Source organism: Mitsuaria sp. BK041, assembly GCF_014193085.1.
Classification (GTDB): Bacteria; Pseudomonadota; Gammaproteobacteria; order Burkholderiales; family Burkholderiaceae_C; genus Roseateles.
Genome location: NZ_JACHYT010000002.1, coordinates 894,290 through 906,486, shown reverse-complemented (window position 1 = coordinate 906,486; position 12,197 = coordinate 894,290). Strand labels below are relative to the sequence as shown.

The 12,197-nt window shown below is 67.2% G+C and carries 11 protein-coding genes; 7 read left to right on the top strand and 4 right to left on the bottom strand.

Annotation, left to right across the window (positions count from 1 at the left end):
• On the top strand, positions 1–1,182 hold the full coding sequence (locus FHT38_RS19765) for a class I SAM-dependent rRNA methyltransferase (protein ID WP_183482837.1): 1,182 nt from the start codon (positions 1–3) through the stop codon (positions 1,180–1,182).
• A 57-nt stretch (positions 1,183–1,239) separates the two neighbouring features.
• Here the strand turns inward: FHT38_RS19765 and FHT38_RS19760 are convergent, their stop codons facing one another.
• Entirely contained in the window at positions 1,240–1,725 is a 486-nt protein-coding gene (locus FHT38_RS19760) for an Lrp/AsnC family transcriptional regulator (protein ID WP_183492982.1), read from the bottom strand.
• A gap of 150 nt (positions 1,726–1,875) precedes the next feature.
• Here FHT38_RS19760 and glmS point away from each other — a divergent pair, with 150 nt between their 5' ends.
• Together glmS and FHT38_RS19750 are read left to right on the top strand one after the other, a co-directional pair.
• Positions 1,876–3,750, top strand: a complete 1,875-nt coding sequence (gene glmS / locus FHT38_RS19755; protein ID WP_183492981.1) for a glutamine--fructose-6-phosphate transaminase (isomerizing) — start codon at positions 1,876–1,878, stop codon at positions 3,748–3,750.
• A gap of 308 nt (positions 3,751–4,058) precedes the next feature.
• Entirely contained in the window at positions 4,059–6,653 is a 2,595-nt protein-coding gene (locus FHT38_RS19750; protein ID WP_183492980.1) for an RICIN domain-containing protein, read from the top strand.
• Between the two features lie 238 nt (positions 6,654–6,891).
• On the opposite strand, the gene FHT38_RS25475 is transcribed toward FHT38_RS19750, so the two are convergent.
• Positions 6,892–7,311, bottom strand: coding sequence for a hypothetical protein (locus FHT38_RS25475; RefSeq protein WP_255488868.1), 420 nt, complete (start codon positions 7,309–7,311; stop codon positions 6,892–6,894).
• Here FHT38_RS25475 and FHT38_RS25755 point away from each other — a divergent pair.
• On the top strand, positions 7,304–7,459 hold the full coding sequence (locus FHT38_RS25755; RefSeq protein WP_404935745.1) for a hypothetical protein: 156 nt from the start codon (positions 7,304–7,306) through the stop codon (positions 7,457–7,459). The two genes, FHT38_RS25475 and FHT38_RS25755, sit on opposite strands and share 8 nt — an antisense overlap.
• A gap of 50 nt (positions 7,460–7,509) precedes the next feature.
• On the top strand, positions 7,510–7,905 hold the full coding sequence (gene arr / locus FHT38_RS19740; RefSeq protein ID WP_091727691.1) for an NAD(+)--rifampin ADP-ribosyltransferase: 396 nt from the start codon (positions 7,510–7,512) through the stop codon (positions 7,903–7,905).
• A gap of 58 nt (positions 7,906–7,963) precedes the next feature.
• Here arr and FHT38_RS19735 read toward each other — a convergent pair whose 3' ends face one another.
• Complete coding sequence (locus tag FHT38_RS19735; RefSeq protein WP_183492978.1) at positions 7,964–9,403, bottom strand: chloride channel protein; 1,440 nt, start codon at positions 9,401–9,403, stop codon at positions 7,964–7,966.
• 255 nt (positions 9,404–9,658) lie between these two features.
• Here FHT38_RS19735 and FHT38_RS19730 point away from each other — a divergent pair, with 255 nt between their 5' ends.
• Together FHT38_RS19730 and FHT38_RS19725 are read left to right on the top strand one after the other, a co-directional pair.
• Positions 9,659–10,132, top strand: a complete 474-nt coding sequence (locus tag FHT38_RS19730) for a hypothetical protein (RefSeq protein ID WP_183492977.1) — start codon at positions 9,659–9,661, stop codon at positions 10,130–10,132.
• Between the two features lie 468 nt (positions 10,133–10,600).
• Positions 10,601–10,792 carry a hypothetical protein gene (locus FHT38_RS19725; RefSeq protein ID WP_091727678.1) on the top strand — a complete coding sequence of 64 codons (192 nt, stop codon included), beginning with the start codon at positions 10,601–10,603 and terminating at the stop codon, positions 10,790–10,792.
• Between the two features lie 216 nt (positions 10,793–11,008).
• Here the strand turns inward: FHT38_RS19725 and FHT38_RS19720 are convergent, their stop codons facing one another.
• Positions 11,009–12,067 carry a glucokinase gene (locus FHT38_RS19720; protein WP_183492976.1) on the bottom strand — a complete coding sequence of 353 codons (1,059 nt, stop codon included), beginning with the start codon at positions 12,065–12,067 and terminating at the stop codon, positions 11,009–11,011.
• Between the last annotated feature and the right edge of the window lie 130 nt (positions 12,068–12,197).

Here is a 12,197-nt window from a genome sequence, read left to right as displayed (position 1 = left end):
ATGAAAGCAATACGTCTGCGCGAGGGCAAGGACCGCTCGCTGCTGCGCCGCCACCCGTGGGTGTTCGAAGGCTCCATCGCCAAGGGCAAGGCCGACGCCGGCGAGACCGTGCGGGTCGAGGCCGCCGATGGCCGCTTCCTGTGCTGGGCGTCGTTCAGTCCGGAATCGCTGATCCGCGTGCGCGCCTGGAGCTTCGATGAGCGCGAGCGCATCGACGCCGCCTTCTTCGAGCGCCGCATCGCCGCCGCGATCGCGCTGCGGGCGCGCATGCCGATCGACTCCGACGCCGTGCGTTTGATCCACGGCGAGGCCGACGGCCTGCCCGGGCTGATCGTCGACCGCTACGGCGACACGCTCAGCGCGCAGTTCCTGTCCGCCGGCACCGAGCGCTGGAAGCAGACCATCGCCGATCAGCTGCTCGCGCAGACCGGGCTGACGCGGCTGTACGAGCGCTCCGACGCCAACGTGCGCACCCTCGAGGGCCTGGCGCCGGTCACCGGCTGGCTGCGCGGCGAGGGCCCGACCGAGATCGTCATCTCGGAGAACACCTGGAAGCTCAGCCTGGACGTGGCCGAGGGCCACAAGACCGGCTATTACCTCGACCAGCGCGACAACCGCCGCAAGTTCGCCGAGGCGGTGCGGCAGTACGGGTGCCAGTCGGTGCTGAACTGCTTCAGCTACACCGGCGGCTTCTCCGTCGCGGCGCTGGCCGGTGGTGCGAGCGAGGTCATCAGCGTGGACTCGTCCGGGCCCGCGCTCGAGCGCGCCACCGCGCACGTCGCGCTCAACGGCTTCGATCCGGCGCGGCACACGGCGCTGGATGCCGACGTGAACCACACGCTGCGCGACCTGCTCCGTCAGGGGCGGCGCTTCGATGCGATCGTGCTGGACCCGCCCAAGTTCGCGCCGACGGCGGCCCACGCGGAGCGCGCCGCGCGCGCCTACAAGGACATCAACCGGCTCGGGCTGATGCTGCTGAATCCGGGCGGACTGCTCTTCACCTTCTCGTGCTCGGGCGGCGTGGGGCCGGAGCTGTTCCACAAGATCGTGGCCGGCGCCGGCATCGACGCGGGCGCGGACGGGCTCATCCTGGACCGCGTCGGCGCGACGCCGGATCATCCGCAGACCATCTACTTCCCGGAGGGCGAGTACCTCAAGGGGTTGCTCATCCTCAAGCGCTGACGGCGCAAGCGCTGGCCTTCCCCCGAGCCTCACCCGCAAGCGGGAGAGTGGGGGGCCTCAAGGGCGCGCCGCCGGGAGGGCCAGGCGCGGCTCGAACTTCGCGCGCTTGACGCTGAAGAAGGCCTTCACGTTGCGGACGTTGGCCTGCTGGGTGAAGAGCCGCTGCACCAGCGCGTGATAGGCCGGCATGTCCGGCACCTGCAGCACCAGCACGAAGTCCGGCCCCGGCGCGACGCGCCAGCACTGCTGGACCTCGGGCGCCGCGACGGCGATGGCCTCGAAGGCGTCCAGGTGCTCGGCGCCCTGGCGGTCGAGCGTGATCTCGACCAGTGCCGACAGGCCCGCGCCCAGCTTGTCCGGCGAGAGGATGGCCACCTGTTTCTCGATCACGCCGGTCTCCACCAGCCGTCGCACGCGGCGCAGGCAGGTGGCGGGCGAGACATGCGCGCGTTCCGCCAAGGCTTGGTTGGAAAGCGACGCATCCTGCTGGAGGAGGTCCAACACCCTCAGATCGATGGTGTCCAGCTCGATGGAAGATTTCATGATTTATTTGTCGATGAAAGAATATGGCGCGGTGCGTCGAGAGCGAGCGATTCTTTCATTGGTGGCATAAATTTGAAAGCATCCACCTGATCGGCGTGCCTAGGATGGCGCCCATTCGCAATTCATCCGGGACACCCGGGGAGACACACCATGTGCGGCATCGTCGGCGCGGTCAGCCAGAAAGACATCGTTCCCATCCTGATCGAGGGCCTGAAGCGGCTCGAGTACCGCGGCTATGACTCCTGCGGCGTGGCGGTGCACCAGGACGGCATGCTGCGCCGGGCGCGCAGCACCTCGCGAGTGGCGGAGCTGCAGGCGCTGGCCGCGCAGGACGGCGTGGCGGCAGGCACTGGCATCGCGCACACGCGCTGGGCGACGCATGGCGCGCCGGCGGTCCACAACGCGCATCCGCACTTTTCGCACGGCCCGGGCGCCGAGGCGCATCGCCAGCCTGGACGCGTGGCGCTGGTCCACAACGGGATCATCGAGAACCACGACGAACTGCGCGCCGAGCTGAAGGGCCGCGGTTATGTCTTCCACAGCCAGACCGACACCGAGGTCATCGCCCATTTGGTGGACTTCCATTACCACGGCGACCTGCTGGAGGCGGTGCAGACCGCGGTGGGGCAACTGCGCGGCGCGTATGCGATCGCGGTGTTCCACAAGGACGAGCCGCATCGGGTGATCGGCGCGCGCGAGGGCTCGCCGATGGTGCTGGGCGTGGGCAGGGACGAATACGCGGGCGCCAATTTCGTCGCCTCGGACGCGATGGCATTGGCCGGCGTGACCGACCAGATCGTCTACCTGGAAGAGGGTGACGTCGTCGACCTGCAGTTGGGCCGTTACTGGATCAGCCGCAAGGATGCGGCGACGGGGCGTTTCGTCAATGTCGAGCGCGAGGTGAAGACGGTGCACGCGCACAGCGGCGCCGCGGAGCTCGGGCCGTACCGGCACTACATGCAGAAGGAGATCTTCGAGCAGCCGGTGGCGATCGCCAACACGCTGGACGCGGTGACGGGCATCAGCCCGGAGCTCTTCGGCGACGGCGCGTACCGGGTGTTCAAGGAGGTCGACTCGGTGCTGATCCTGGCGTGCGGGACCAGCTATTACGCGGGTTCGACGGCCAAGTACTGGCTGGAGAGCATCGCGAAGATCCCGACCAGCGTGGAGATCGCCAGCGAGTACCGCTACCGCGAGAGCGTGCCGAATCCGCGCACGCTGGTGGTGACGATCAGCCAGAGCGGCGAGACGGCGGACACGCTGGCGGCGCTCAAGCATGCGCGCTCGCTGGGCATGCTGCACACGCTGACGGTGTGCAATGTGCCCACGAGCGCGATGGTGCGCGAATGCGCGCTGGCCTACATCACGCGCGCCGGCGCCGAGATCGGCGTGGCGTCGACGAAGGCCTTCACGACGCAGCTGGTGGGCCTGTTCCTGCTGACGCTGGCGCTGGCGCAGACGCGGGGCCACCTGACGGACGAGCAGGAGGCCGAGCACCTGAAGGCGCTGCGCCACCTGCCGGTGGCGGTGCAGGCGGCGCTGGCGCTGGAGCCGCAGGTGATCGCGTGGAGCGAGGAATTCGCGCGCAAGGAGAACGCGCTGTTCCTGGGTCGCGGGCTGCATTACCCGATCGCGCTGGAAGGCGCGCTGAAGCTCAAGGAGATCAGCTACATCCACGCCGAGGCCTACCCGGCGGGTGAGCTGAAGCACGGCCCGCTGGCGCTGGTGACGGCGCAGATGCCGGTGGTGACGGTGGCGCCGAACGACACGCTGCTGGAGAAGCTCAAGAGCAACATGCAGGAAGTGCGGGCGCGCGGTGGCGAGCTGTTCGTCTTCGCGGACGGCGACACGCGGATCGAGAGCGAGCCCGGGCTGCATGTGATCCGGCTGCCGGAGCATTACGGCGCGCTGAGCCCGATCCTGCATACGGTGCCGCTGCAGCTGCTGGCGTATCACACGGCGTGCGCGCGCGGCACGGACGTGGATAAGCCGAGGAATCTGGCGAAGAGTGTGACGGTGGAGTGAGGAGGCGGCGTGCGGGGGAGGGGGCGCCGGCCCCCGCCTACAAGGCCCTGATGTGAAAGCACGGCCGCCGTTTGAAGGCGATTGGCCTGACCAAAAGTTTCAAAATACGAAGTCCTGGTTGCAAAAGTCTTGTATTTATTGGCACAAACCCCGTATTTCACACCGTAAGTTAACGATGAACATGCCTCTGTTCCGTTTTGGTATGACCAAATGGCGGCGCGGCGCTTGTCCAACCTGAAGCGAGGCAGCCAACGCGGAATGTCCTCTCAACACGCCGGCGCCTGGACCGGCACATGGAGACAATCCGCATGAAGACCTGGATCCTCGCGCCCTTGGTGGCGTCCGTTCTGGCGCTCACGGCCGCCCCCCACGCCCAAGCCCAGTCCTACCGCTGGGGCAACGTCGCCATTGGCGGTGGCGGCTACGTGACCGCTGTCATTCCCAGCAAGACGCAGCGCAATCTGTTTTACGCCCGCACCGACGTGGGCGGCGCCTACCGCTGGGACGCCGCGAACTCGAAGTGGATTCCGCTGCTGGACGGCTTCTCCCAGGACGACGTCGGCCTCTACCACGTGGAGTCGCTGGCGCTGGACCCGAACAACAGCGCGGTCGTCTATGCCGTCGCCGGCGTGCCTTACTTCAGCAATGGCAAGACGGTGGTGATGCGCTCCACCGACTATGGCGCCACCTGGAGTCGCATCACGGACGTGAGCAACCTGTGGCGTGCCAATGGCAATGGCATGGGGCGCGGCAACGGTGAGCGGCTGCAAGTGGACCCCGGCAACGGCAACGTGGTCTACGCGGGCTCGCGCGCCAACGGCCTCTTCAAGAGCACAGACGCTGGCGCCACTTTCTCGCGCGTGACGTCGCTGCCCGTGACGAGCACGCCCAACGGCGCGGGCGTCGCTTTCGTCTTGATGGACCCCACCAGCGTCGTCAACGGTGCTGCCCAGCGCATCTTCGTGGGCGTGTCGCGCTACGGCTCGGTGGGCACCAATTTCTACCGCAGCGACAACGGCGGCACCAGCTTCACGGCGGTGCCCAACGCGCCGACCGCCTACCTGCCGCAGCGCGCCGCGCTGGCCAGCGACGGCAATCTCTTCGTCACCTACGCCAACGGCGCCGGTCCGAGTCCCGACGGCAACGGCGGCACGAACGTGAACCCGGCCGAGCCGCTGGATGCCGGCCAGGTGTGGAAGTACAACGTGGCCAGCGGCAGCTGGACCAACGTGACGCCGAGCGGCACCACCCGTCCGTTCTCCGGCATCTCGGTGGACCCGGCCAACGCCCAGCGCGTCATCATTTCCACGAGCAACACGTGGATGCAACAGAACCCCAACGTCTGGGGCGACCATTTCTTCCTCTCCACCAACGGCGGCGCCACCTGGACCGACCTGGTCGCCAAGGGCTACAGCCTGGACCCTAACGGTGTGAGCTGGATCTCGACCGAGTCCATCCACTGGGCCACCGACATCGAGTTCGATCCCTTCGACAGCAAGGCCGCCTGGGTCACGTCCGGCAACGGGATCTTCCGCTCCGCCAACGTCGACGCCGCCGCCCCGGCCTGGGCCTTCACGGTCAAAGGCCTGGAGGAGACTGTGCCGCTGGGCGTGGTGAGCGTGCCGGGCGGGCCGCTGGTCTCCGTCATCGGCGACTTCGACGGTTTCCGCCACACCGGCAGCATCGACAGCTACGGCCAGGTGCACAACCCGCGCATCGGCACCACCTCGGGTCTGGCCGTCGCAGCGGGCGCGACCGCGACGATGGTGCGCGTGGGCAACTCGATGAAGCGCTCCAGCGACACCGGCGCCACCTGGACGGACGTTCCCGGCATCAGGGGCACGTTTGGCACCGTCGCGCTGGCCGCCAACGGCGGCGCTCTGCTGCACACCTTCAGGAACTCCGACGGCACCTACGCCACCTACCGGTCCACCAACTTCACGTCCGGCTCGCCGACCTGGACTGCCGTTGGCGGCCTGGGCACCGGGAGCATCGCTCCCGTGGCGGATCCCGTGAACTCGAACAAGTTCTACGTCTACGACAACGGCACCATCCGCGTCAGCACCAACGGCGGCGTCAGCTTCAGCCCCACCGCCACCATCGCCCAATGGGGATCGACATTGCTGCGCACCGCCCCGGGCCGCGAGGGCGACGTTTGGGTGGCACTGAACGGCAGCGGCCTGGCGCGCTCGACGAACTCCGGCAGCTCGTTCACCAACATCGCCAACGTCAGCTATGCCGGCGCCGTCGGCTTCGGCAAGGCGATGAGCGGCTCCAGCTATCCCACCGTCTTCATCTGGGGCACGGTGGGCACGGGCAAGCGGGGCATCTACCGTTCCACCGACGCCGGCGCAAACTGGGTGCGCATCAATGACGACACCCACCAGTTCGGCGGCCCGGGCAATGGCAGCCTGATCACCGGTGACATGAACACCGAAGGCCGCGTCTACATGAGCAGCGTCGGCCGCGGCCTCATCTATGGCTCCCCGGCAGGCGGCATGCTGCAGGCCCGCCACAGCAGCAAGTGCCTGGACGTGCAAGGCGCCAGCACGAGCGCCGGCACCGCGCTGATCCAGTGGGCCTGCAGCGGCAGCGGCAACCAGCAGTGGAACTTCGAGAACGCTGGCGGCGGCTGGTCGCGCCTCAAGGTCAGCCATAGCGGCCAATGCCTGGATCTCGCCAGCCAGAGCACGGCCAACGGCACCGCCATCGTGCAGGCTGCCTGCAACGGCAGCACCAGCCAGCAGTGGGTCACTGAGGACATGGGCAGCGGCTACTTCCGGCTCAAGTCGCGGTTCAGCGGTCTGTGCATGGACGTCAATGCGGCCAGCACGGCGGACAGCACCAGCGTGATCCAGTGGGCCTGCGGCACGGGCACCAACCAGCAGTGGAAGAACCTCTGATTGGTGGGGGAACCTTGTTCCCCACTTGGGGAGCAGGGCAGGCCAACCCCAGAGGTGGTAGTGGCCTGACCCCGGCTCACTGCCGCGCCGGTGCGTCGGCGCGCCGACGCAAAACCTGCCCCGGGTATCTGACTTGCCAGATCGTTGTCGGGTTCCACTCCGACAAGGTCCACAGGGCCGCCACCCTGCCGATGTACCGCTTGTTGACCAGACTGGACGCGATGGCCCGTGCGCTCGTCTACTGCGAGGGCTCGGCCTGCGTGATGGTCCCGACGGTGTGTCGCAATGTCAGCCGCATCACGCGCTTGCCGGGAAGTGGAGGCAGCGGCGCCAAGCCGCCCGGTGACGAGGAACTGGTCTTCGATCCACCGGGGGCGGGTGCGCCCGACCCGATGCCTGCAGACGCGCCAGCGCCGCTGTCAACCTTGCCGCCATCTCCGCTGACCGGCGTGCCGGCGATGCCGCCGGGCTCGTTCGTGAGCCCGCCGCGGGTGTCCATCGGGCCGCCGCCAACGGGCTTACCGCCGACAGCGATTCCCCCGCCGCTGCTCTTCGTGCTGCCGCCGGCCGTGACGGAGCTGCCACCCACCGTCGCGCCGCCGTTGGCGGTCCCGCCCGTGGAGCCGGTGCCGGAGCCATCGACATCGGCCATGGTCATCGCGGGTCTTGGTCTGCTCATCGCGTCGCTCAGGCGCTCATGCAGGGCGCGGTCGCGTTGCCGAGCTCCGCGCGGAGTCGACGAGCGCGTCGGGCTGCGTAAGATGCCGACCGCGCACGACGTCCTGTCGCGCCCCATTCGGTGTTGAGCGCTGCGTTGAGCGCTGCGTTGAACGCCGATTCCCCGCACGGAGCACACATGCAGGCACTCGATCAGGGGCCCTTCTTCCATGGCACCAAAGCCGACCTCCGGTCCGGCGATCTGCTCAAGCCAGGCTTCACCTCCAACTACAAGCCGAGCCTGGTGATGAACCACATCTACTTCACGGCGATCGCCAAAGGCGCCGGACTCGCTGCCGAGATCGCCAAGGGGAACGGCCGACCGCGGGTCTACATCGTCGAGCCCCTCGGCGACTTCGAGAACGATCCGAACGTGACGGACAAGAAGTTTCCCGGCAATCCGACGCGCTCGTATCGGAGCACGCACGCCCTGAAAGTCGTGGGCGAGCTGGAGGACTGGGAGAAGTACGACACCGAGTTCATCGAGACGCTTCGCGCTCGCGTTGAAGCCGGCATGGGCGAGATCATCAACTGACTGGCCGCGCGCTCGCCGCCGTGGCCGCGAGCGCGATGAGCCCGTGACCGAAGCGCGCTTAGGCGCGGGAGGGCGGACTGGTGGGTTCCGCGGCGTCGGCTGGCAGTCGCGCGAGTTGTGCCTGAGCCAGGCGGTGATAGATCGGCACGCTGATCCAGCGCGACACCAGACTCGCCAGCAAGGCGGCTGCCATCAGGCTCAGCACCATGGAGTGGCCGTCGACCATCTCCATCACGATGATGAAGGCGGTGACCGGCGCCTGGGTCACGGCGGCGAGAAACGCCGTCATGCCGATGGCGATCAATGCGGCAGCGCCTTCGGTGGTGGCGGTGAGTTGAGCGATGTCGCTGCCGATGCCGGCGCCAATGGCCAGTGACGGCGCGAAGATGCCACCCGGCACCCCCGACCAGACCGCCAACCAGGTGGCCACGATCCGCAAGGTCACGTAGAGCACCGGCAGGTCGAGATGCCCTTCGACCAGCCCGCGGGTGTACTCATAGCCGCTGCCGTCAGTGGCGCCATGGCTCACCAGACCCAGCAGTGCAATTGCCAGCCCGCAGGCGAAGGCGAAACGCACCGGGAACCGGGCGCGCCATCGGCTGAATCGATCGTTGCCGCCAAGCAGGCTGCGCTGCAACAAGCGCGAGAACACGCCGCCCGCCAGGCCACAGCCGATCGCGGTCAGCAAGCCTGGAAGCAGATGCGACCAGGTCAGGTGGTCCACACGGAGGCGGCCAAAATAACTCGCGTTGCCGAAGACCGAGACCGCCATCAGGCCCGACAGCACGATGGCCGCGATGATGAGGCCGCTGCTGCGCTGTTCGAGCTTGCGCGTCAGTTCTTCGATCGCGAACATCACGCCAGCCAGCGGGGCATTGAAGGCGGCCGCTATCCCCGCAGCCCCGCCGGCCACCAGAAGGCCGTCATGGTTCAGCGCGGAGCGTCGCGGCAGCCACCGCTGCGCGTGTTGCATCACGCCCGCGGCAATCTGCACCGAAGGGCCTTCCCGGCCAATCGCCAGGCCGCCGAGCAAGCCGCCAGAGACGAGCAGGAGCTTGGCGATGCTCAGGCGCAGCGACACGAAGAGTCCCCGCTGACTCGCCGGCACGCGGGTCGACAGTGCGGCCATCACCTGAGGGATGCCCGAGCCGGCGGCGCCAGGCGCGAAACGGCGGGTCACCCAGACGAGCGCCGCCGTGCAACAAGGCGTCCAGATCAGTGGTGCCCAAGGCGACCAGCTGCGCATCGCGGCGAACGCCGAGATGGCCTGGTCGCTGACCCACGTGAACAGCACCACCGCAAGGCCCGCGGCGATGGCGAGGGCGAGCACCACAGCGCGGGACAGCCACTGGCGCCAGTCGGAGAGATCCTCACGCACGGCCGAGATGAAATCCGGCTCGTGATGCTCGTGGGACAGTGGCCGCGCATCATGCTGGCCTTCCAGTGGCTTCGGCTCGGGTCCGGGCGAGGAAGAAGGGCGTGTCGGTTCGTCGGCCATCGGGCGAGTATCTCGCGCGTCCCGTTGACGCCTGCGATTTAGCCATCGGCGCATCGAAAGAGCTGCCTCTGCCTCTCGCGGGACATTGGTCTGATCCCAGAGACCCGTTCCTTGCTGGTTCTGGACATCTCTGCAAACGCAGCTGAGCGCCGGCGGGTTCGCGACCGGTAAGTGCCTTAAGCCAAGGTGCGCTCCCAGCCTGAAGCCGCGGTGGCATCGAAAGGCGAAAGCGGACACCGGCGCCACAATGCGCTGATGAATCAAGAAGAGATGTCTTCACCGATCCCTTGGATCTACAAAGCATTCGGCGATTTCCGTCAGCCGAGCCGGTACATCGTTGATGACCTTTACGAGCCGGAGCGGATTGAATATGAGGAGATGCTTGGAGGGAAGCCCCGTGAAGCCATCGAAGCGGTGGATTTCGGGTTGGTCTCCTGGGGGCCACTGGGCTTCCTCGTGCCTGAGGCCGCCGCATACCTGCTGCCGAGATTGATGGAACTCGCCGAGGTCGGCAGCAGGGATAGATCCGGAGATCTGTTTCTGATGCGCCTCATCAACTACATCTCCCTCGGTCCTTCGTCGGAGGAGTTCTCATTGCTCGGCAGTCAACAACGCCTTGCGGTCGCAGAGTACCTTGACCATGTCGCTCTGCACCACATGGCGGTCGTGCAAGAGGAGTGCTGGGACGACGTTCTGAAAAAGGCCATTCAGTTGTGGTCGTGCGGATAGAGATCGGCGCCATCGTGAATGGGGTCGTCCGTACCGCATCAGAATTGCGGATCAGTCCTTGCAGCAGAACATCGTCCTCCGCATGGAAGACCTCCGGACAGCCTGCTAGCTCATTTCATTCGAATTCTGCTGGCTCGAGAGTGGCTGGCTTTGTCCCCAACCAGCCATCCTATTTCCGCTCGATGAAGTGGACGAAGAACGAGGGAGGAGCCACGCCAAGGAGGCGAGGGCGGGAGCTACTGCGAGCGCGCGTGCCCCAAGATTCCCCCTCGCAAACATCGTCCGAAAATCGGTGAGGCCGGACAGCATCCCGGGCAGTTCTCCTGCGAGGCCGCCAAGTTGGGTCAGCATAGGAATCCAGCCCCCGGTAGCAAGCGACCTCGTAGCACCGAAGTACCCCGCCAAACCTCCGGCAGCCCACCTTCTCGCGGTCAAGCCGCTCGACGTGGAGGGGGCCGTTTCCTCCCCTTGCCCCTTGTCGCCATCGTTCAGCTGAACTGGCTGTCCGCAGAGGGCCTTCAACGTTCGGCGCTGAGCCATCAGCCGCGGGCTGCTCGCGAGCACATCCGCAAGACCCTGATCCGCCGAGCCGACACGCCTCAGTTGCACATGGGCGGCCGGACGGTGATTGCGCTGTTCACCTCGCGTGAACTCATCTGAATGCGGACGAACGCTATCCATGGCGGTTGCTCCTGCTCCGGAGGGTTGTCCAGTGGCTGAGCGTCGGAACTACAACGGCTTCGCCTTGGCCATTGCGTCTGGATCCAATGCCCAAGCGCACTGTCCTGCCGGGCGTGGCCGTTGACCATCGGTGAACTTCCGAGACCTCACTTCCGGAATACGGAGTCGACGGGGGCGTCGGGAGGACGCCGCGGTTCACTCGCGCCGCAGTTCCCGCTCCAGCCAGCACGCCGCCCCCAGCACGCCCAGGTCGCCGTGGTCGATCAGGTGGACCGGCACGCGCTCGAGGAACGGCGCCAGCACGCCCTTGTTGAGGAAGCGCTTCTTGAAATCGCTCTGCTGCAGGAAGGGCTCGATCCGCGGAAGGATGCCGCCCGCGAGCAGGATCCCGCCGTGCGCGCCGTAAAGCGCCGCCAGGTCCGCCGCGAAGCTGCCCAGCAGGGCGCAGAAGGTGCTCAGCGCCTCGATCGCGGCCTCCGAGCGCTGCTCCAGCGCCGCGCCCGTCACCGCGGCCGGCGTGTCCAGCACGGGTGACTCGCCGCGCAGCGTCGAGATCGCTCGGTACAGCTTGAGCAACCCCGGTCCCGACAGCGCGTTCTCCACCGGCACGTGGTCGCGGTCGCCCGCGAGCAGACGCAGGATGTCGATCTCGCGCGCGGTGCCCGGCGCGAGCGACACATGCGCCGCCTCCGTCGGCAGCACCTGCGGCCCGGCGCTGCCCGGCAGCACCGCGGCACAGCCCAGGCCCGTGCCCGGCCCCATGACGACGATCGTGCCGGAGGCCAATCCCCCCGCGCTGCCGTCGCCCGTCATCAGCGGCCGCATGTCCCACGGCTTGACGTAGGGCACTGCGTGCGCCAGCGCCTCGAAATCGTTGATCACGGTGAGCCGCTCGATGCCCAGCCGCTGCCGCAGCGCGGAGATCGACACCGGCCACGGCAGGTTTCGGTTCACGACCTGGTCCTCCTGCACGTAGCCGGCGCAGGCCAGCACGCAGGCCTGGATCGACACCTCGGCCCCCCAGGGCGTATCGGCCAGCCGGGCGACGAAGTCCGCCAGCAGCTCCCCCAGCCCCGGCCATTGCGCGCAGGAGAAGACCTCGCCGTGCAGCAGTTCCACCGGACTGTCGCCGGATGCGGCCTGCACGGTGCGGCCCAGCCCGACGCGCGCGTGGGTGCCCCCCACGTCGGCCGCGAGAAAGAAGACGTCAGGGCCGGACGCGCCGGGTTCGAACGAAGGCAGGGAAGAGCGCATTCGAAAGAGTTTCAAGCGCAAATGACACTGTTGTCAATCAATGTCTGAATTGGACAGATTGATCCCTCCAGGCTCGGTGTTTTCCCTCGTCGATCAGCGCTTGAAGCTCAGCGGGAATCGACTTTCCCCT